General features: G+C 61.6%; 25 protein-coding genes. 9 read left to right on the top strand and 16 right to left on the bottom strand.

Annotated features, from left to right (window positions below; translation table 11 throughout):
• Positions 1-5: 5 nt before the first annotated feature.
• Entirely contained in the window at positions 6-257 is a 252-nt protein-coding gene (locus V5N47_RS06765) for a hypothetical protein (RefSeq protein ID WP_338730110.1), read from the bottom strand.
• Between the two features lie 98 nt (positions 258-355).
• Here V5N47_RS06765 and V5N47_RS06760 point away from each other — a divergent pair, with 98 nt between their 5' ends.
• The 5 genes from V5N47_RS06760 (at position 356) to V5N47_RS06740 (ending at position 3,423) form a co-directional block, all read left to right on the top strand.
• Positions 356-583: a hypothetical protein gene (locus tag V5N47_RS06760; protein WP_338730109.1), complete on the top strand. Its 228-nt coding sequence runs from the start codon at positions 356-358 to the stop codon at positions 581-583.
• 77 nt (positions 584-660) lie between these two features.
• Positions 661-1,080, top strand: coding sequence for a hypothetical protein (locus V5N47_RS06755; protein WP_338730108.1), 420 nt, complete (start codon positions 661-663; stop codon positions 1,078-1,080).
• A gap of 32 nt (positions 1,081-1,112) precedes the next feature.
• A complete protein-coding gene (locus V5N47_RS06750; protein WP_338730107.1) occupies positions 1,113-1,733 on the top strand; it encodes a uracil-DNA glycosylase family protein in 621 nt (206 codons plus the stop codon).
• Positions 1,734-1,775: 42 nt separating this feature from the next.
• Positions 1,776-2,225, top strand: coding sequence for a hypothetical protein (locus V5N47_RS06745; protein ID WP_338730106.1), 450 nt, complete (start codon positions 1,776-1,778; stop codon positions 2,223-2,225).
• Between the two features lie 31 nt (positions 2,226-2,256).
• A complete protein-coding gene (locus tag V5N47_RS06740; protein WP_338730105.1) occupies positions 2,257-3,423 on the top strand; it encodes a hypothetical protein in 1,167 nt (388 codons plus the stop codon).
• Positions 3,424-3,429: 6 nt separating this feature from the next.
• Here V5N47_RS06740 and V5N47_RS06735 read toward each other — a convergent pair whose 3' ends face one another.
• Positions 3,430-4,200: a 3-oxoacyl-ACP reductase family protein gene (locus tag V5N47_RS06735; protein WP_338730104.1), complete on the bottom strand. Its 771-nt coding sequence runs from the start codon at positions 4,198-4,200 to the stop codon at positions 3,430-3,432.
• A 55-nt stretch (positions 4,201-4,255) separates the two neighbouring features.
• Here V5N47_RS06735 and V5N47_RS06730 point away from each other — a divergent pair, with 55 nt between their 5' ends.
• The gene (locus V5N47_RS06730) at positions 4,256-5,071 is read left to right on the top strand and encodes an enoyl-CoA hydratase/isomerase family protein (RefSeq protein ID WP_338730103.1); all 816 of its coding nucleotides are present in this window, start codon (positions 4,256-4,258) and stop codon (positions 5,069-5,071) included.
• Here the strand turns inward: V5N47_RS06730 and V5N47_RS06725 are convergent.
• From V5N47_RS06725 to V5N47_RS06690, 8 genes are read right to left on the bottom strand one after another with little or no spacing between them, the layout of a single operon-like run.
• Positions 5,068-5,901 (bottom strand): amidohydrolase family protein, encoded by an 834-nt coding sequence (locus V5N47_RS06725; RefSeq protein WP_338730102.1) that lies wholly within the window; start codon positions 5,899-5,901, stop codon positions 5,068-5,070. The genes V5N47_RS06730 and V5N47_RS06725 overlap by 4 nt on opposite strands.
• Positions 5,898-6,296, bottom strand: a complete 399-nt coding sequence (locus V5N47_RS06720; protein ID WP_338730101.1) for a PaaI family thioesterase — start codon at positions 6,294-6,296, stop codon at positions 5,898-5,900. Before V5N47_RS06720 ends, V5N47_RS06725 begins: the two co-directional genes overlap by 4 nt.
• 22 nt (positions 6,297-6,318) lie before the next feature.
• A complete protein-coding gene (locus tag V5N47_RS06715; protein WP_338730100.1) occupies positions 6,319-7,350 on the bottom strand; it encodes a branched-chain amino acid ABC transporter permease in 1,032 nt (343 codons plus the stop codon).
• A gap of 55 nt (positions 7,351-7,405) precedes the next feature.
• The gene (locus V5N47_RS06710) at positions 7,406-8,341 is read right to left on the bottom strand and encodes a branched-chain amino acid ABC transporter permease (protein WP_338730099.1); all 936 of its coding nucleotides are present in this window, start codon (positions 8,339-8,341) and stop codon (positions 7,406-7,408) included.
• On the bottom strand, positions 8,341-10,368 hold the full coding sequence (locus V5N47_RS06705) for an AMP-binding protein (protein WP_338730098.1): 2,028 nt from the start codon (positions 10,366-10,368) through the stop codon (positions 8,341-8,343). The genes V5N47_RS06710 and V5N47_RS06705 overlap by 1 nt, the downstream gene beginning before the upstream one ends.
• A complete protein-coding gene (locus V5N47_RS06700) occupies positions 10,368-11,183 on the bottom strand; it encodes an ABC transporter ATP-binding protein (protein ID WP_338730097.1) in 816 nt (271 codons plus the stop codon). Before V5N47_RS06700 ends, V5N47_RS06705 begins: the two co-directional genes overlap by 1 nt.
• 13 nt (positions 11,184-11,196) lie before the next feature.
• Positions 11,197-12,042 (bottom strand): ABC transporter ATP-binding protein, encoded by an 846-nt coding sequence (locus V5N47_RS06695; protein ID WP_338730096.1) that lies wholly within the window; start codon positions 12,040-12,042, stop codon positions 11,197-11,199.
• 2 nt (positions 12,043-12,044) lie between these two features.
• On the bottom strand, positions 12,045-13,307 hold the full coding sequence (locus tag V5N47_RS06690; RefSeq protein ID WP_338730095.1) for an ABC transporter substrate-binding protein: 1,263 nt from the start codon (positions 13,305-13,307) through the stop codon (positions 12,045-12,047).
• A 214-nt stretch (positions 13,308-13,521) separates the two neighbouring features.
• On the opposite strand from V5N47_RS06690, the gene V5N47_RS06685 reads away from it, so the two are divergent.
• Positions 13,522-13,950 carry an HIT family protein gene (locus V5N47_RS06685; protein ID WP_338730094.1) on the top strand — a complete coding sequence of 143 codons (429 nt, stop codon included), beginning with the start codon at positions 13,522-13,524 and terminating at the stop codon, positions 13,948-13,950.
• A 43-nt stretch (positions 13,951-13,993) separates the two neighbouring features.
• Positions 13,994-14,743 carry an AAA family ATPase gene (locus V5N47_RS06680; protein ID WP_338730093.1) on the top strand — a complete coding sequence of 250 codons (750 nt, stop codon included), beginning with the start codon at positions 13,994-13,996 and terminating at the stop codon, positions 14,741-14,743.
• On the opposite strand, the gene V5N47_RS06675 is transcribed toward V5N47_RS06680, so the two are convergent.
• Complete coding sequence (locus V5N47_RS06675) at positions 14,740-15,252, bottom strand: hypothetical protein (RefSeq protein ID WP_338730092.1); 513 nt, start codon at positions 15,250-15,252, stop codon at positions 14,740-14,742. The two genes, V5N47_RS06680 and V5N47_RS06675, sit on opposite strands and share 4 nt — an antisense overlap.
• A gap of 172 nt (positions 15,253-15,424) precedes the next feature.
• Between V5N47_RS06675 and V5N47_RS06670 the strand changes: the two genes are divergently transcribed.
• Complete coding sequence (locus V5N47_RS06670; RefSeq protein ID WP_338730091.1) at positions 15,425-16,291, top strand: transcription initiation factor IIB family protein; 867 nt, start codon at positions 15,425-15,427, stop codon at positions 16,289-16,291.
• On the opposite strand, the gene V5N47_RS06665 is transcribed toward V5N47_RS06670, so the two are convergent.
• The 5 genes from V5N47_RS06665 to V5N47_RS06645 are packed head-to-tail and all read right to left on the bottom strand — an operon-like array spanning position 16,273 to position 19,394.
• Positions 16,273-16,935: a chromosome partitioning protein ParA gene (locus V5N47_RS06665; RefSeq protein WP_338730090.1), complete on the bottom strand. Its 663-nt coding sequence runs from the start codon at positions 16,933-16,935 to the stop codon at positions 16,273-16,275. The genes V5N47_RS06670 and V5N47_RS06665 overlap by 19 nt on opposite strands.
• A complete protein-coding gene (locus V5N47_RS06660; protein WP_338730089.1) occupies positions 16,932-17,669 on the bottom strand; it encodes a hypothetical protein in 738 nt (245 codons plus the stop codon). The genes V5N47_RS06665 and V5N47_RS06660 overlap by 4 nt, the downstream gene beginning before the upstream one ends.
• 30 nt (positions 17,670-17,699) lie before the next feature.
• The gene (locus V5N47_RS06655) at positions 17,700-18,497 is read right to left on the bottom strand and encodes a hypothetical protein (RefSeq protein WP_338730088.1); all 798 of its coding nucleotides are present in this window, start codon (positions 18,495-18,497) and stop codon (positions 17,700-17,702) included.
• Positions 18,494-18,832, bottom strand: a complete 339-nt coding sequence (locus V5N47_RS06650; protein ID WP_338730087.1) for a hypothetical protein — start codon at positions 18,830-18,832, stop codon at positions 18,494-18,496. The genes V5N47_RS06655 and V5N47_RS06650 overlap by 4 nt, the downstream gene beginning before the upstream one ends.
• Before the next feature lie 43 nt (positions 18,833-18,875).
• Complete coding sequence (locus V5N47_RS06645; RefSeq protein WP_338730086.1) at positions 18,876-19,394, bottom strand: hypothetical protein; 519 nt, start codon at positions 19,392-19,394, stop codon at positions 18,876-18,878.
• Positions 19,395-19,527: the final 133 nt, after the last annotated feature.

Genomic DNA, 19,527 nt, shown 5'->3' with positions numbered 1-19,527 from the left:
CAATCTCAGTTGTCGCTCGTTCCGAGGGCGTAAAGCGCCGGCAGCAGCTTCTGGCGACCGAGCAACGCGATGCCGAGGTAGCCAAGCACGAGGCCCATGTACGCGAACCACAGCCCCATCGTGAGGTGACCCGTGGTGAGGTTTTCGATGCCCGTGAACTCAGCGGCGAGGCTGAGCGTCGTAATCGCACCCGCGCTCACGGCGTAGATAAGTACCGCGAACAACTCAGCCGCCATATCGACGATAAGTTCTCTCATATACCCACACAACTCGGTGCCGCTATTATCTACTTTTCGTGGTGGTATGTCACACTCCTTCGCAGAACACTTTAGCTTGAGACCGACGAGTTGCGGGTATGGGACGCTACGGGAAGATTGATTATTCCGTTGTGACGAAATTCGGCTTTCTGGCAAGCATTGGCCTCTTTGCGGTCGGTGCGGGCGGCGAACTCATTGGCCACGCGCTGTACGCCTCGCTGCCCGCGTGGGAAGAGACGCTGTTTTTCAACCTCGAAGTGATTGGCGTCCTCGGCGCACTGCTCGTGCCGCTGTTTTTCGGCATCATCCTGCCGCTGACCGAGTAATCGCCGCCCACACTGTCAGACAATCTGTATATTCCAGCTACTTTGATAGTCTTTCCAGTTGTTATAGTAGTGGGGAGATGAACACAGAGATGGGGGATGGGGGACTTGCGGAGCGAATCGCTTCTGAGCTGAATTACGCACACGACGTCCGAGTGGAGCCGCTCGAACTCGTCGAATTTCTGCGCCAGCGGGCAGGAAATTCGTTGTCGTGGGTCGCGGCCTACGACGACGGCGACGAGACGCTGTATCTGCATTCGACCGCGGAGACTGGTGAGACGAACGTTCCAGACATCGTCGCACAGCTTCGCGGCGACATCACACGGACGACGACGTTGTCGTCGCCGTACGACGCACTCAGAGCGACGGTACAACTGTTCGAAGATGCTGTCGTACTACACTTACCGCAGGGCAACTCCTGTGGGGTTGCCGCGGGCTTCGACACGGACGCAGCCCGGATTCTGCGGGGCTTTATCGACGATTGTGAACTGCACCTGTAGGAGTTAACGCGCATCCGAACGTACACCGACGTATGGTGGCGTTTCCAGACCCGGCGATGCGTAACGAACTCGCAGCGACGTGTCTGCGCTGTCCGGCGCTCGTCGAAGCCAGAACGTGCATCTCGTGGGGCAACGGCCCGCTCGACGCAGACCTCATCGTCGTCGGAGAAGCGCCCGCTGCGGGCGACCCTGACGCCGACGTGTGGAGCGGCGGCAACTGGACGGGGATGGCCTACACGTCGAAACATTCCGGGCAGAAAGTCCGCCGGCTCATCGCAGCCCTCGGCTACGCTGAGTCGTGCTACTACACGAACGCGGTCAAGTGCTACCCGAAAGATGGTGACTCGAATCGCGCGCCGACCGAGGTGGAACTCGAAGCCTGTCGGTCGCACCTCGAAACCGAGCTTTCGACTATCCAACCGCGTGCCGTTTTGACGACTGGAAAACACGCGACGAAGACCGTTCTCGCCATGGAATCACGCCGCCTCGATGGGTTTCTCGATGCGGTGCTCACGCCCATCGACTGCCCGGGTCTCGGCGTCACGGTGCTCCCACTCCTCCACCCGTCCTATCAAGAAGTCTGGCTCTCACGGCTTGGCTACACCTACGACGAATATCTCGATGCCATCCGCGAGCAGGTCGCCGGGCGCTGAGCGCCCGCGCACTTTTCTCACCCGCGGGCGTCTCTCCGCACAATGTCCGTCGATTACGACGCGCTGGCTCGTCTCCGCGAACAGGACATCACCCACACCCGCGAGTTCACAGTCGAACCCCACCACACGACGACCGTCTTCGGCGAACAGACAGACCCCGCCGGAAAACCCGCCGCTGCGGACGCCGCCTCCGACGAAGCCGTCAACGTGCTCGGCTCGCCGTTCGTCGTCTCGTTTGCCGAGTTCACGGGCCGCGAATCGCTCCACGGGTTGCTTCCGAAAGGAACCGGAACCGTCGGCGAATACGTCGGGCTCAACCACCGGAGCGCCGCCCCCGTCGGCGCGACCGTCACCGTCGAAACTCTACTCACAGATGTCGATGGGCCGAAGCTCTTTCTCGATGCAACCGTCTCGAGTGAGGGGCGCGTGCTCGGGGAGGTCGACCTCGTTTTCCGCGTCGTCGACCGCGAGCAGTTTCGCGCCTCCCTCTGACTTTATGCGGAATGGCCACACATCTCTCACTATGTACGACGACGAGACGCTTGCGGCGGTTCGCGCACAACTCTCCCGCGTGGCGGCGTACGACTTTTACGCAGACACCTACGCGGAGGCGGGCATCGACCCCGAAGCCGTATCCTCGTGGGAGGAGTTCCGAAATCTTCCCTTTACCTCGGGTGAGGACCTCGAAGCCGATTTTGCGGAAAATCCACCCGAAGGCTCGTGCTACCCCGGCGAGTCGATGATTTGCTTTACGCCGATGGGCGACGACTTGAAACCGGTTTTCGACACGCAAGAAGACCTCCGTCACATGGCCGCGGTCAACGCCACCCTCTTCGAGCAGGCGGGCATCTCACGGGGCGACCGCGTGCTCAACACCTTCGGCTATCATTTGTTCGGGACTGGGCTGCTCATCCACCGCGGCTTAGAACAACTCGGCGCGGAAGTCATCCCGCTCGGGCCGGGCGACTCAGAACAGGCCGCGAGTGTCATCCAGGAGTTCGACGTGGACGCACTCATCGGCAACCCGAGCTACGCGCTCAAAATCGGCGCAGCGGGCGGACAGGTAGACCGATTCGTCGGTGCGGGCGAGCCGTTCACGTCGATTCCGGGCATGCGCGAACAGGTCAAAGACGCCCTCGGTTGTGAGACGGCATGTGACTACTTCGGGTCACGCCAAATCCTCCCGGTCGCCGCAGAGACCGCCGCAGAAGACGGGTTGTACGTCGCCTCTGACTACGCGCTGGTCGAACTCATCGACCCGGACACGGGCGAGGTGTTAGAACCCGGCAACCGCGGCGAACTCGTCGTCACGCACGTCAAAAAAGAGGGCGCGCCGCTCGTCCGGTACCGCACCGGCGACCTCGCAGACGTAGACGTGCGCGACGGCAAAGTCGTGCTCCCGAACGGGGTCATCGGGCGCACCGACGGCCGCCTGAAGGTCAAGGGCGTGAAACTCTACCCCGAAGCCATCGGCCTCGTTCTCGCCGGGTTCGACGGCCTCACTGGGAACTATCGGCTCACCGTCTCGCGACCCGAATCGACCGACCACCTCGCCATCGTCTGCGAGGGCGAGGCTGACACTGAGAAACTCCGCGCCGCGCTCGCAGACCGTCTGCTCATCAAGCCAAACGCGGTCGAGTGCGTCGAAGCGCTGGAAGACGGCCCGTCGGTGGTTGACGAACGGTACTGAGTCGGGTTACCCAGCCATCGTCAAACCGCCCGACACCGACAGCACCTGTCCGGTCACGAAACTCGCATCGTCGGAGGCGAAAAACGCGACTGCTGCCGCCACGTCTTCTGGTTCGGTCATCCGTCCGAGTGGAATCTGTGTTGCCATGCTCCCGAGAATCTTCGCCGCCAACTCTGATTCTTCGCGCATGGTGCGCGTGAGCGGCGTGTCTGCGGGGCCGGGGGCGACGACGTTGCACGTAATCTGATTGCGGGCGAGTTCGCGGGCGAGCGTTTTCGTGAACGCGATCACGCCGCCTTTCGCCCCGGCGTAGACGGCTTCGCCGGAACTCCCGACCCGCCCCGCGTCGGAGGCGATGTTGATGATGCGCCCACCCTCGTCGCGGTCGGTCATGACTTCGGCCGCCGCCCGCGAGCAGTAGATTTGTCCCTTCAGGTTGATGTCGATGATGCGGTCCCAGACGGTGGGGTCTTGGCTCATGAACCACTCGATGCGGTCCCACCCGGCGTTGTTCACGAGCACGTCGAGGCTGCCCGTTTGCTCGATCGTTGCTTGCATGGCCGCACGCACCGCATCGAGGTCGGTCACGTCCGCAACGGCAGCGAACGCCTCGCCGCCCGCGTTGGTGATTATCTCGACCGTTTCGTCGGCTTTGGCTTCATCAATATCGTTGACCGCTACCGTCGCCCCTTCTTCAGCCAACCGTGTCGCAATCGCTCGCCCGATACCGCCGCCGCTTCCCGTCACAAACGCCGTTTTTCCGGTGAGTCCGCGCATGCTGAAATCGACTCCCGCAGAGGAGTTATACTATTGGGGTGTGTTTGCATTTCCCATGTCTTACGAGCGAATCGTGTACGAGACGCACGCCGACGACGACCGCCTCGCCGCCATCCGCCTCGACAACCCAGAGCGCCACAACGTCTTAGACGAGCGGATGGTCCTCGAACTGTACGATGCATTCGACCGCGCAGACCAGGATTCGTCCATACAGGGAATTCTCCTCACCTCCACGAGCGACACGTTCTGTGCCGGGGCGGACTTGGGCGAACTCAACGGCCTCACCTTCGAGGAGGGCGCGCGCTGGCTCACCACCTACTTCGAAGCCATCGACATGCTCAGAGACACGGGTAAACCCGCCGTCGCCGCCATCGAAGGCACCTGCGTCGCGGGCGGTAACGAACTCGTGATGGGCTGTGACCTCATCGTCGCCGGGCGGTCTGCGCGCTTCGGCCAGCCGGAAGTCGGCGTCGGCTCGACGGCTGCAGGCGGCGGCGTCCAACTCCTTCCGCTCATCGTCGGCGAGAAACGCGCCCGCGAGATGCTCCTCATCGGGTCGCTCCTCTCCGCGCCGGAAGCCGAACGCATCGGCCTCATCAACCGCGTCGTAGACGATGGTGACGCAGAGGACCAAGCGGTCGAACTGCTCCAGACGATTGTGGATACCAAGAGTCCCCAAGCCTACCGCACCATCAAAACCATCCTCAAGCCGTGGACGAACTTTGGCCTCCTCGCAGAAGAGATGGCCCGCGACATGACCGCGAACGTCTGGGCTTCAGACGAGTTCACCGAACGCGCAAACGCCTTCCTCAAACGCGAAGAACTGAAACCGCGCGAATTTACCGGCACACAGCCGCGGACGCGCGACTAATTCTCTCCCACGAATCGTTCTGCCGCGCCTCTGAACAACTGCTCGAACGCTTCATCCGAAAGGTCACGCGAGAGCAGGTGCGTCCGTTCGTCTTCGTAGGGATACGGAATGTTCGGGTAGTCTGAGCCGTACATGATGGAGCCAGCGAGGGCTTCGAACACGTCGTCAGCAATCACCGTCGGGTCGAAGTGCATGTACTCGGGTGCGGAGGCGGACATGGCGACGGTCGTATCCAAGAATACTTGTTCGTTCTCGCGGGCGCATTCGATGAACGCCTCGTGTTCGTAGGTTCCCATGTGCGCACAGCATGCCCGCACCTCGGGGTAAGTTTCGACGAACTGGGCGAACTGGTCGAAGCCGACGGCGGGGTTGTCGCGGAACATTGGCGCGGTTCCCGCGTGGAACATGATGGGCCGGTCGTATGCTGCGGCCAGTTCAAAGGCCGGGTCGAGCCGTGGGTCTGCGGGACCACAGCCCTGCACCGGACACTGGAACTTGAGGCCGCGAGCGCCCGCGTCGAATGCCCGGCGAACCACCCTCTCTACGTCGTCGTCACCGTGGACGGTGGCGAAGGGGACGGCCATTTCTGACTCAGAACACTGGGCGAGCACCCAGTCGTTTAAGTCGGCCGCAATGTCCGGCTTGTGGGCGTAGGGGAGCGCGATGTACTTCTCCACGCCAGCATCTGTGAGTTCTGCTTCCATTGTTTCGCGGTCGGTCGGGTGGTCGATTTCCCACTCGGCGGCGTCATACAGCGCCCCGCGGATGGCGGACATGAGGCTGTCTGGCATCAGATGGACGTGGGCGTCGGTTGCGGGCGCAAACGTCATGTCGAGAGTTTGTACGTGCCCATTCCGGTGGCACAGACCGTGTCTCCGACGCGAATCTCGATGTCTGCGACGCCAATCGACCCGCCTTCGCGCACGCGGGTGGCGGTTCCGACGAGCGTCTCCGCTCCGGCGTGGGTGAGATAGTCGATGCGCATGTCGATGGTCGGGGTGTAGCGGCCGAGGTTGCCAACGAACAGCGCCGCGCCGGTCAGGTCGACGAGTGCGGCGAGAACGCCGCCGTGGATGGCGGGCACGTCCGGGTTGCCAACGAGGTCGTCGGCGAACGGGATACGCGTCGTTGCGGTGGCTTCGGTCACCTCGACGATTTCGATACCGTGGACTTCGTGGAACGGCAGACTATCGAGAAGAGAGCGGGCGGTTTGCGTCCGATTCATGCGCTCAGATTGTGGCCATCCGCTAATAGGCGTATGGCCACTTACGCAGGTATTCCTTGAGTTGGCCGAGCGCAGCCAACACCCCCTTTGGCTCGACGGCGAGCACGACGATGATGATGGCTCCGAAGAGAACCGGAATCAGCGACGTCGCGTCGGGTGCGTAGGTGTTGAAGAACTCTTGGAGGTTGTCGAGGAGAATCGACACCATTGCCACCCCGAGCAGCGCGCCCCAGACGCGGCCAAGCCCGCCGAACAGGAGCATGACGTAGTGTTGGAGCGTCAACTCGATGGTGAAGAAGCTCGGGTCTAAGAAGCCAATCAAGACGGCGTAGAGGCCGCCCGAAAAGCCAATCATGAACCCGCCGATGGCGAATGCGAGCAGTTTGTTGCGGAACACGTTGATGCCGAGGACGGCGGCGGCGAGGTCGTTTTCGTGGACCGCGCGGAACGACCGCCCGATACCAGTCCGACTGAAGTTCAGCGACAACAGCGCGAACACCAGCATCGAGACGAGCGCGAGGAAGTAGATGTCCGTCCGCGAGCTAATCCGAATGAAACTCCCGAGGAGGCCAACGTCAACCGGAACCGTCTGCTGGACGCCGCCGTGGATGAACGCTGCCTTGTCGTTCAGGAAGAACCATTCTGCGATGAACTGTAACGCGAGCGTCGAAATGGCGATGTAGAAGCCTTTGACGCGAACCGCGGGGAGGCCAAAGGCCACCGACACGCCCGCGGCGATGAACCCGCCGACGATCATGGCGGGCAGTAAGCCCGCGCCCGTCCCGAGCATCCGCGAGGTGCTGTAGGCCCCGATTGCCATGAACGCCCCCTGTGCGAGCACGATTTCCCCGGCGTAGCCGAGAATGACGTTCAAGCCGAGGACGGCAATCGCAAAGATGTAAATCTGGGCGAACAGATTCAGCGTCCCGCCGCCGATGACGAACGGCAGGAGGAACGGAATCGGCAGGCCGAGAACGAGTGCGATTCGCTGGGTGCGCCAGCGAAACAGCCCCATCCGCGAGCCATAGTCCGTGAAGTACTCACCGCAGGGCATCTGGCACCTCCGCAGTGGAAACGAGCGACCGATGAGTTTGGATTTCGTACATGGGTTAGATTCTCTCGATGCGTTCGGTGCCGAACAGGCCGTACGGTTTCACGACGATGATGAACAGCAGAAAGATGAGCGGGAGGATTTCAGCGAAGCCAGCGCCGACGAAATCCTCGACGTAAAACCGCCCGAGTTCCCGCAGCAGGCCTACGACAATCGCCCCGAGGAACGCCCCCGGAACGCTGTCGAGGCCGCCGAACACCACCGCCACGAGGATGATGATGCCCGTCGTCTCGATGGCGAAGCCCGCCCCGCCGTTCGCCATGGCGAGCAGGATGCCTCCGATTGCGGTAATCGTAATCGAGAGCGTCCACGCGATGATAATCGTCCGTTCGATGGAGACGCCGAGCGCCATCGCCGCCTGCTGGTCTGAGGCCGCCGCCCGGAGAATCGACCCCGTGACGGTGTACCGGAAGAACACCATGAGCGCGATGACGACGACCAGCGAGAGCACGACGCCGATGGCGAAGGGACCGCTAATCTCCGTTCCGAACGGGAGTGGCACGCTCCAGTTTGGCAACAGCGATTCCGGGTAGGCGCGGAAGTTCGGGCCGACGAGGAACTGGATGAAGCCGCTGAAAATGCCACCCAGTGCGAGCGTGACGATAATCACCGACAACACGGGTTCTCCGATGAAGAAGCGGAAGATAGCCCGTTCTAACAGCACGCCAAGCAACACGCCGACGAGGATGGTCGCGACGAGCGCGACGACGCCGCCGAGCGTCGGCAACGCGCCTGCCGGGACGAACCAGATAATCGAAGGGGCAGCGAAAATCGCCACGAAGTACGCCCCGACGAGCGCCAACTGTCCTTGCGCGAAGTTGAGCACGCCCGTCACCTTGTAGATGAGCGAAAAGCCCATCGCGACGAGCGCGTAGATTGCGCCGATGCCGATGCCCGCGACGATCGTCGCGAACAGGGCCGGAACGTCAACCATTACTCTGCCCCTCCGTTTGCGGCGACCTCTTCCCCGACAGAGTCGAGGTCGATAATCGCCATTTCGCCGTGTTCGCGCGTCTCGCGGCCGTCCTGATACGTGATGGTGATGTCGATTTCACAGTCTTCTTTGTCGCTGTAGATGTCCTCCACGAGCGAGGCGTAGCGTTCGCCAACCACCTTGCGGCGAATCTTCCCCGTCCGCGTGAGTTCGCCGTCGTCGGGGTCGAACTCCTTGAACAGGACGATGAACTTTCGAATCTCGTTGCCTTCTAAGCGGGCGTTGGTCTCCTCGACCACGCCAGTGATGAGGTCCAGTACGTCGGGTTTCTGCGTCAAATCACGGTAGCCAGCGTACTGGATGTCGCGCTGGTCTGCCCACTCTGCGACGTTGTCAAAGCGAATGTTGAGCACTGCGGCGAGGTAGTCGCGGCCGTCACCGACGACCATCGCCTCTTTGATGTACGGGTTGAACTTGAGCTTCGTCTCGACGCTGATGGGCGCGATTGCCGTCCCGTCTGCGAGTTCGAGTACGTCGTCCATCCGGTCGAACACCTTGACGTGGCCGTCGTCGGTGATGTCGCCGAAGTCGTCGGTGTGAAGCCAACCGTCTTCGATGGCAGAAGCCGTCTTCTCTGGCTGGTTGTAGTATCCAGAGGTGACAACCGGGCCGCGAACCACGAGTTCGCCGCCGGGCGTGAGTCCGACTTCCACGTTCGGGAACACTTGGCCAACGGTGTCAGCCTGAATGTCGCCGTCGCGGTGCATCGTCACGAAGCCACACACCTCAGACTGGCCCCAAATCTGTTTGAGGCGCACGCCGAGGGCGTGGTAGTACTCGAAGTGCTCTTCACCGAGCGGGCCGCCGCCGGTGTAGACGTTTTTCGCGCGTTTCAGCCCGATTTTGTCGAGAATCGGGCGGTAAGCCACCCAGTAGGCGAGCCAGTTTTTCGCCCGCAGTGTTGCGGGTGGGGTCTGACCAGCCTTCTCGCCAGTGATGTACTCCGTGTACTCCTGGCCGATGGCCATCGCCTTCTCGTAGGTCCACCGCTTCAGTCGCGTGGTGTTTTCGATTTTCGCCTTGATGTCTGCGACCCATGCCTCGTAGGTGCGCGGCGACGAGAAGATGATTTCCGGGCCGATTTCCCGCAGATCTTCGCGTTCGGTTTCCTCCTGTTCGGGGAAATTGGCCGTCCACCCGCCAACGAATGCGGCCGCAATCAGAATCATCTGCTCACCAACCCACGCCATCGGCAGGTACGAGAAGTAGTCTGACTCTTTGGGCAGTGGGTCGATTTCGATGGCCGCGTTCGCGAGGTTCACGAAGTTAAAGTGCGACAGTTGCACGCGCTTTGGCGTGCCCGTCGTCCCACTCGTCGGTGAGAGCATCGCTGGCGTGTTCGGGTCAATCGCGCGGATGCGTTCTGCGACGTAGTCGCCATCGACCTCGCCGTTTTCTAAGCGTTCGCGTCCACGCGCCTCTACCTCCGCGTAACTGACGATTTTCGGGTCGTCTTGCTCGTAGCGGAACATCCCGCGTTCGTCGCGGTAGATGATGGTTTCGAGGCCGGGTGCGTCGTCTGCGACCGAGAGCACCTTGTCGACCATCTCCTGGTCTTCTGCGAAAACGATGCGCGGGCGAAGGAGGTCGAGTTGCTTGCCGATTTCCTCGGGAAGCATGTCCTGATAGTTCGGCGCGGCCATCCCACCGAGCGACTGTGCGCCGAGCCACGCCCAGAGCTGGTGGGGGCGGTTGTAGCCAATCGTGAACAGCACGTCGCCGACGTCAAAGCCGTACTCTTCTAAGCCAAGCGCAAACCACCGGACGCGGTCGTAGTACGCCGTCCAATTGAACTCTTGCCAGACGCCGAACTGCTTCCAGCGAAGGGCGATGTCGTCGCCGTGTTTTTCGACGTGGTCTAACAGAATCTCGGGCAGCGAGCGGTCTGAGACGATGTCGATGTCGCCTTCGGGCGCGCTCGCCACGCGGTCGACGCTCACGCCGGTCGAGAGTTCGTCTTGGGCCATTAGTCAACCCCCGTGTACACTTCTGCGACGAGCGAGTCTGCGGTGACCGCCTCCGGCGGCCCGCGGGCGATGACCGCACCCTCTTGGAGTACAATCATCCGGTCTGAAACGTCCGTCACGACCTCCAAGTCGTGTTCGATCATGACGACGGTCAGGCCGCGTTCCTCGTAGAGGTCGGTCAGGAACCGCACCATGTCGTACTTCTCCTCGAAGGTGAGGCCGCTCATGGCCTCGTCGAGGAGGATGACGTCCGGGTCGAGCGCGAGCGCCCGCGCCAAGTCCACCCGCCGGCGGATGCCGAGCGGGAGGCTCGAAATCGGGCTGTGGCGGTACTCCCAGAGTTCGAGGTAATCGATGATTTCCTCGACCTCGCGCATATTTTTCTCCTCGATGTCCCGGCCCCGCCAGTAGAACAGCATGGCTTCGAGCAGGTTGGGGCGACGGCTGATGGACTTGACCGTGATGACGTTCTCGATGACGTCTTCGCTCTCGAACAGTTCGAGGCCTTGGAACGTCCGCCCGAGGCCGTGGCGCGCCCGTTGGTACGAGCGCATGTCCGTCACGTCCTGCCCGTCGAGGAACACCTGTCCGCCGGGGTCTGGTTCGTAAAAGCCGTTGATGACGTTGAGCAGGCTCGTTTTTCCCGCGCCGTTCGGGCCGACAATCGATACCCACTCGCCTTTCTGGATGGAGATGGAGACGTCGTCTACGGCCGTCACCGCGCCGAAGGTTTTGGTGATGTTTTTACAGCCGAGGGCAGCCTCCTCTGGGGGGACGGGTGGGCCGCCTCGCACGTCGAACGATGAGTGGCTCACGAGTCACCTCCCATCAGGTCCACCGTTTGCGAATCTTGTAGTGGCGGATGTCCGTATACCGCCCCTCCTCACGACTCGTCCCGAGGTAAAACTCCTTGATTTCCTCGCGGTTCTTGAGGCTGTCTGCCGGGTCGTGAAGCTCGATTTGCCCGTTTTCCATAACATAGCCATAGTCTGCGATATCGAGGGTTCGTTTGGCGTTTTGGTCTGCGATGACCATCGTGATGTTCTCCTTTTCGTTGATTTCTTTGAGCGTCTCGAAGATGTCGCGCACCAGTTTCGGCGCGAGGCCGAGCGACGGCTCGTCGAGCAAGAGGAGTCGCGGGCGGTGGAGCAAGGCGCGTGCAATCACGAGCATCTGCTGTTCGCCACCGCTTGCGTACCCCGCTTTCAGGTTCATAATCTCCTGTAACTGCGGGAAATACGAGAACGCGAGTTCGTAGTCTTCTTCGCTGAAATTCAACCGGCGGCCCTGTCTGTAGAGGCCACACCGGAGGTTCTCTTCGACCGTCAGGTCGCGAAACGACCGCCGTCCTTCGAGGATGTGGGTCACACCGCGGGAGACCATCTCGTTCGTGCCGAAGTTGGTGACGTCATCGCCATCGAAGTAAATGCGTCCGCGAGACACCTCGCCGCGCTCGGTGCGGCCGATGCCGGAAATCATCTTTAAGATGGTACTCTTGCCCGCGCCGTTCGGCCCGAGGAGTGCGATGATGTCGCCTTCGTTCGCTTCGAGCGACACCCCTTGGACGGCGAGGAAGTGGCGGTCGTAGACGATTTCTGCGTTGTCGAGTTCGACGACTGGCGGGGGGCCCGTTTCGGCGGCCCGGTCTGTCGTCTCGGCCTCGCTTGCCGTCATCGTTAGAGGCCAATCCAGTCGTCGCGGCGGGGGAGCTCGGCTTTGGAGTCGAACTTCATCTCGCCGTCTTCGACCTGATAGATGCGTCCGGTCATGGTTGGGCGGCGGTCGTCCTCTTCGTAGGTGAACGGCTCTGCGAGGCCGAACACGTCCCAGTCGCTGATTTCGAACATTCCAGAGCGGATGTTCTCACCCGCGGATGGGTCTAAGTCTAAGTTGCCTGCTTCTTGGATGCCCTTGAGTGCGACCATCGCGTGGATGACCCCGCGGACGTAGTTTAAGTTCGCCACGCTCGGGTCGTCCATCGACCGCCCTTCGCGCTCGAAGGAGGCTTCGATGGCGTCTTTGCCCTGCCCGCTGCCTTCCATGACCTCGGCGAACGTCTTGAACCCACTCGCGTAGCGCACGCCCTCGAACGTCTCTGGGGACTCTTGGACGCGGAGTTCGTCTACGGTGTAGGTCAGGCCCATGACGTTGACCTCTGGGTAGACGTCTTGGCGGTCTTTGAGCAACACCTGCATCGGTGCGGCCGTGTTCTGGTGGATGAGGTAGTCGATTTGTTCGTCCTTTGCCTTGCGAAGTTGCGTCGTCGCCGAGTTCGCGGTCAGCGGCAGGTCGATGTCGTCGCCGACTTCTAAGCCCAACTCCTCTGCGTAGGCCTTCCCGCCTTCGACGGGAGCCTTCCCGAACGAGGTGTTAGAGAAGATGAACGCGACCTTACCGTCGGGGTCGTTGTCCGCAATCCACTTCAGGTGTGCTCGGGCCTGACTCGTGTAGTCTAAGTTGCCGAAGAAGTTGTACGGCGCTTCCTCCGTGAGCAATTTCGCGGAGTAGGACGCCGAAATGTACACAATCTGGTCGCGGGCGACTTTCGGCGCGAGTGCCTCGGTGTCTGCCGTCCCCCAGCCAATGATGATTGGGGGCGTTCCGTCTGAGGTAAATTCGTCGTACTGTTGGTTTGCCTGTGCGACGTCGTAGGCATAATCGACGCCGTTGTGATTGATCTCTTGGTCGAGCAGTCCTTCCTCGTTAATCCATTTGAACGCGTCTCGTGAGCCAAGCGCGGTCGGGCGACCTACGTCTGAGGTGGGGCCACTTTGGTCGTACAGGCCGGGAATCGAAAGCGAGCCTTCGCCGCCACCGCCGCCGCCACCGCCGAGGCAGCCAGCAACACTGAGGAGGCCCGCGGCACCCGCGGCCTGCATGAATCGGCGTCGCGTCTGTCCGTTGCCCGGTTGGTCTTGAGAATCGGTACTCTGGTTCATGTGACCATTCATCATTATTACTCCTGAACAATGTTGTAATGTGTGGTGTTATATATTTCGGTCAGATATGTGCCGCTACCCTCCGTGGATTTTAAATTCTGAGGGCCACTCTCTCGAATTTACAAATTTACCAAATTATTCGACAAAACGATTCATTTCGCGACCAATCTGCAGACGGGAAACTTACTTCAAATCTGCGCGCGACACACAACGCATGGCCGACGATTGTATTTTCTGTAAGATTATCGCCGGAGAGATTCCGAGCCGAACGGTGTACGAAGACGACAACGTGCTGGCGTTTCTCGACGTGAATCCGCTCACGAAAGGGCACACGCTCGTCATCCCGAAAGCCCACCACCAGACTATCGCCGATCTGCCCGCAGGCCTCGGCGAAGCGGTATTCGAGGCGCTGTATCACCTCACACCGGCCGTAGAACAGGCGGTCTCCGCAGACGGGTCGAACATCGGCGTCAACAACGGCACGGCCGCTGGCCAAGAGGTGCAACACGTCCACGCCCACATCGTCCCGCGCTTCGAGGGTGACGGCGGCGGGGCCGTCCACTCCATCATCAGGACGATGCCAGAACTAACAGACGAGGAGTTCGACGACATCGCAGCCGGGATTCGCGCGGCCACCGACTAACCCTCCCTGTCTTTTTTGTACGATGACCTGAGTAGTTCAAAATATGGATACGAAGACGCAGTCGCTCGCGCTTTGTGGCGTCGTGGGTGGTGCCGGAACGACACGCCTCACGCTCGAACTCGGTGCGACGCTCGCCCGCGGTGGCCACGATGTCGTACTCCTCGATGCCGCCTACGGAACACAAGGTTTGGCACGGTACGTCTCAGGCCCACTCGAGACGGACGTGACCGATGCTGTGACTGGTGAAAAACCGATTGAAGCCGCCATCTACGACCTTCCCCTCGACCTCGACGGACGACTTTCTGCCGTCCCGTCGCACGCAACGTTCGAGCAACTGGCTCGCGCGAAAGCGCCCGCCGCCGCAGAACAGCTCTCGAACTACGTCACCGACCTCACACGCGGGTTCGACATCGTGCTCATCGACACGCCACCGCTCGCCACGAACCCGGCGGTTGCCGCGGTCACCGCGGCCGACGCGGTCGCGCTCGTCGCGCCCGCAACCGAACGCGGCCTCGACGCGATTTCACCCATTCGCGGCCGCCTTCAGGACGTTGGTGCGAGTGGCGACCACCTCCTCGCCAATCGCGCAGACGGCTCGCTGTTCGCCCGTGAAACGGAGTTGTTGATTCCAGAAAGCGCAAATGCCGACCCCGACTCACCAACGTGTGCGACCGCCGAAGATGGTGCGCTTGCACCGTCGGTCGTCGACGTTGCAGAGACGCTGTTCGACACCGACCTCGGCATCGAGTTCGAAGACCCCGGGCTGCTCGAAAAGTACTCGCTTTCTCGCTAGAAGAACTCGCCGCTCTCACTCATTGTCTCTGCGAGCGCGTCGCGTTTCGCCACGCTTGCAGACCCAGTCGGCGAGAGTGCCCCTTCTGCAGCTTCACACACCGCCGCGAGGGGGTCGTGTGTCTCACAGTACGCCGCGAGTGCGAACTCGGCATCGCTCGCGCCCGAGAGTGCGAGTGCGTCTGCTCGGGAGAGGGTTGCAGCCAACCAATCGCGGACGAACTGGCGACCCTGTGGGCTGAGCGGCGTCGTCGCCTCGCCCGCGAGGTGTAACACCTTCGCGGCGGTGACGGGTGCAACGCCTGCCTCTACCCCACAGTCGCCCACACTCGCGCCGGTTGCGTATGTCTCTATGACAGTCGCCGCCGCGGCGGCCGAACAGGGCAGGTCGTCTGCCACGGGTTCGAGCCGGTCTGCGAGCGCCGTCTCGGTGGTATCGACCGTTGCAACCCCGCGGTGGTGCTGTTCGGTCGTCACCTCCAACCCGGCGGCGATGTCTGAGAGCGCCATACGTGTAAGTTCTGACCTATCATAGTTAAAAATTTTCCACGTATTTGTAAAATCAATCGCGTTCGCCGAGAAAGCCTACCGGTGACCGGTAGGTTTACACCACCGCTTGCGGACGGTTTTCGGCAAATCGTCCCGTCTTTAAATACCCATTCGGAACCAAGTTCGAAATGTGATGAGTTCGGCACAATCAACGCAGGCTTGCCCCGAATGTAGCGAACATCTCCGCACTGAATCGGACGAAACGTTCTGTCCCAGCTGTGGGCTCGTCGTCGCAGAAGACCGCATCGACCGCGGTCCCGAGTGGCGGGCGTTCACCGAAAACGAGGAGACGCGAAAGCGCACCGGCGCGCCGCTCACTCGCTCGCGTCACGACCGCGGCCTCTCGACCGAGATTGGCTACTCGACCCGTCTGAAAGGTCGCAAGCGCCGTCGCGTCGCTCGGATGCGTCGCCAGCACAACCGGGCGAAAATCTCCTCGAAGCGCGACCGAAATCGCGTCTACGCGTTCACGGAAATCCGGCGGCTCGTGAGCCAACTCAGCCTGCCAGAAAGCCTCCGCGACCAGTCGTGTGTGTTGTTCAAATCTGCGCAGTCTGCTGATTTACTGCAGGGTCGTTCACTCGAAGGCTTCGCCGCCGCCGCAGTGTACGCGACTTGCCGGACGGCAACCATCTCGCGGACGCTCACGGAAGTCGTCTCCCACGCGCGGGCGACCGAAGCCGAGCTCAAAGCCGCCTACGATGCCCTCAACCGCGAACTCGGCTTACCGACGGGGCCAATCGACCCGACCGAGTACCTGCCGCGATTCGCAAGCGAACTCGACCTTTCTGCCGCCGTCGAACGCCGCGCACGGGAACTCGTCGCCGAAGCCCACGAGCAGGGGCTCGTCTGTGGAAGAAATCCGAGTGGTATCGCGGCTGCGTGTCTCTACACTGCCGGAAAAGAGCACGACAGCACCCTCACCCAAGCCGACGCCGCGGCCGTGGCTGGCGTCACTCCGGTCACGCTCCGCACCACGTTTCACGCCGTACAGGAGTGAACGAGTTTTGCAACTTTTCTGACCTGCGTGGCAAATGCACCGTTTGGCTCGACTGCTTTCACCGCGACTGACGCATCGAAGGCGACCTGTGCAGCCCTCGTTTCTGGCAGCGACACGACTGGTGCGCCAAAGAGCCGCGCAACCCGGTCGGTCGGTGCACGCTCACCGCTGCGATTGAGCGTAACGCCACACAGCCCAGTACCCAATTTCCGAGCGAGTGCGCGCGTCCTAACCCCGTCTGCGAGTGCCGGTGGCTCCGCAGTCGTCACGATGAGACAGCAGTCTGCAACGTAGAGCGGCACCCCGGCATCGCTCGCCAGCCCTGCTGGACAGTCGATGACCACCTCGCCAAACTCGGCTTCGAGTGCGCGTACCACGCTTCCCAGATTGGTCGGGTCGGCCGCACGTGCGCCGTTCAGGCTCCGCCCACACGGCACGAGCGTCACGTCACCCGAGTCGTCGATTGCATCGCGTGGTGTTGCACGCCCCGCCAACACGTCGTGGAGGTCTGGCCCGTGACCCGGTGGCAAGTCTGCCATTCCGAGGTCTGCGTCCACGACGACGGCATCGAGTTCTGCGCCGAGGTTGTACGCCACTGTCGATTTCCCAACCCCACCCTTCCCGCCTGTGACTGCGAGGATCATGCGAGCGACGCGAGGGTTGCTACTGGAATCGCAGCCTCATCGAGTCGCGTTTCGAGCGTTTCTGCCGCCTCGCTGAGCGATTCGAGTTGCGACTCCGTTTTTGCCACTGTCTCGGCGAGCTCTCGTACCCCGTCGAGTCCCCCAACCGCAGAAACCGCGGCTGTCGCTTCGGGGACGGTTTCGACCGCAGCGAGTCGCTCTGCGCGGGCAACGTCGCGCTCGACGGTCGATAGCCAGTCGCTGACTGCGGGCGGGAGCGAAACAGGAGGGTCCTGCTCGTCTGCACTCTCTGTTGGTGACTGTTCCATGCAGGCTTGCTTCTTGCCTGCCAGTCTTTCTCCAGCCTGTTCTCCATGGGCAGTCGATATTTCGACGGGAACCGCGTCCCGCGGCGGTGAGGCGTCGCCAAGCGCCTGTACCACGGCGCTCGCTGAGTCGTACTCAGCTGTTGGTGATTCAGCGCGTTCTTCCCACGCCACCGTCACTGGTGGTTCGACCGGTGCTGTCGGAGCTGCATAGCCAAGCGCAACCACCGTCTCGGATGGAATTACGCCTTCCCAGCCACCGTCGTCCCACCCCGTGACTGGCAGGCCCTCGCATCGAGGCGGCCAGAGCGGTGCTGGCAGTTCGTTCGCGATTCGGATGCGAACCGCCGTCTTCCGTGGGTTTTCAACCCGGAGTTCGACAAGGCACACACCCCTCGCTTCGCGCAGCGTCCAATCGAGTTCGACCATGCGGCCACTGGCCGCGGCTTGTGTCTTAAACTACAGCCGAATCACGGGGGCACAGAGCCAGTTTGCGGCCGCCGTCGCCGTCTCGAACCACTCCCCTGAGAGCACAACCGGTGCCTGAACCGATGCGACTCGAGCAATCGCGAGCGCCGACGCCACCGCCTGTGGGTGCGCTGCTGGAAGCTGTGCCCGTGCCTTTTCAACTTCGCCCTCCACCTGCGCTGCAAGCGCCCGCCGCGCCGCGCGTCTGAGGTTTGCTTCCCGATCTTCGAGGCGCATGCGTCGCTCTCGGCTGTCTCGTGCGGCTCGCGCCTGTTGCTCTGCGTGGGCGAGCGTCTGCTCGGCCGCGATGCGTTCTGTTTCCTGCTCTGAAAGCGCCGCAATCGTCTCTTTGAGGCGGGTTTCCGCGTCGTTTGGGTCTTCTCCGAGGGCGCGAAGCGCCTGCACGCGACCACGCTGGGCGGCGACCGATTCCTGAAGTCGCTCGCACTCAGCACCGGCTTTCGCGGCTCGCTTGCGCGCTGCTCTGACCGATACCGCCGGTGAATCGTGGGCTTCGAGGTTCGCTCGAATCTCGCTGAGCGCTTCATCTTGCGGAGCAGTGTATCCACACGACCGTGCCGCCGCAGCCAGCGCGCTCCGTCGAGAGAGCGAGAGGTCCGGGTGGATGTAGCCGACGTGGTCGTAGACAGGCTGTGGGTCAGGACACGACAGCGAAATTTCAGAGTCGTCGCCCGAGACAGCGCGACACACCGCCTCAGCGCCGACCGGCTCAGCCGACAGGTCAATTGCACGGCCCGAATACACGACGCCATCTACCCGCAGTTTCATAGCTCGCGTGTCGCCATCTCCTCAGGCGTTGGATGGGCCGTTCCAACGGCGAATTTGGCATATGGCGTACTCGCATTCGGGCGAGCTTCGTACGCACTCGCCGCCTCACGCACTCGGTCTGGAACCGCCTCGAACTCGTTGAACGGTGTTGTCTCTGCGAGCTGGACGTCTTGACCGTGTTTTTCGAGCAGCCGCAAGGCAAGGAAGGCTCCCAACTCAGTCGTCTCGAACAGCGCGGCTCGCCCGAACCGGCGAATCACGACGGCGTCGTGCGCTCGACAGATGTTTCTGAGCGTCTGGCGAGCCGCAGTCGAGTAGGTGACGACGAGGAGCACACTACTCGTTTCAGAAATATTGGTTGTTAAAATTATCGACTGGTCAGCGTGTGAGTACGATTCGGTCGCTGTCTTCTGTGATGGAGACTTCGCCATCGAACAGTGAGCGAATCATTTCGACCGTTTGGTCGTCGTGGGCGTCCGGACTGATGTGGAAGTGGGCGATGGCGTCCGCAGCGAACAGTCGTCCGGTGAGAACGTGTAAAAACTCGTAGGACTTCTCGGGTTCGACGTACTGGAGCAGTGCCGTGAGCGAATCGAAACAGACGACAGTTTGGGCGTCCGTTTCTGCCCATTGAGAGAGCACGTTACTAATCGCAATTCCGAGTCCAGTCAGATCGCCGGCACTCGGGACTGTCTGAATCGGGCCGGGCCCACCGTGACTCGCGCCGTTTGCAGCGACAGCAGAGCGAACGCTATCGCCGACGTTGATAATCGAGATATCGTTCGGTTGGGTTGTGCCATGCTGGCGCCACTGTGTGAGACAGCTGTCCGGCGTGCGAGAGTAAGCAACCCAAAGAACGTTCAACTCCGTCTCAGCCGGTGGCGTCAGCAACTCCATACACGAATCCTCCGCCGCCGGACTCATCGGTGGCGTACACAGGAGTATATTAGAAGTATCTGACAATTGCTGATGAAGTGATTGCTCCTGTGGTTCTCTTTGGCTCAAACTTGTTCTTCAGTAATATAACCGT

Source organism: Haladaptatus sp. DJG-WS-42, from assembly GCF_037198285.1.
Lineage (GTDB): Archaea > Halobacteriota > Halobacteria > Halobacteriales > Halococcaceae > QDMS2.
This window is presented reverse-complemented; position numbering and strand designations above follow the sequence as displayed.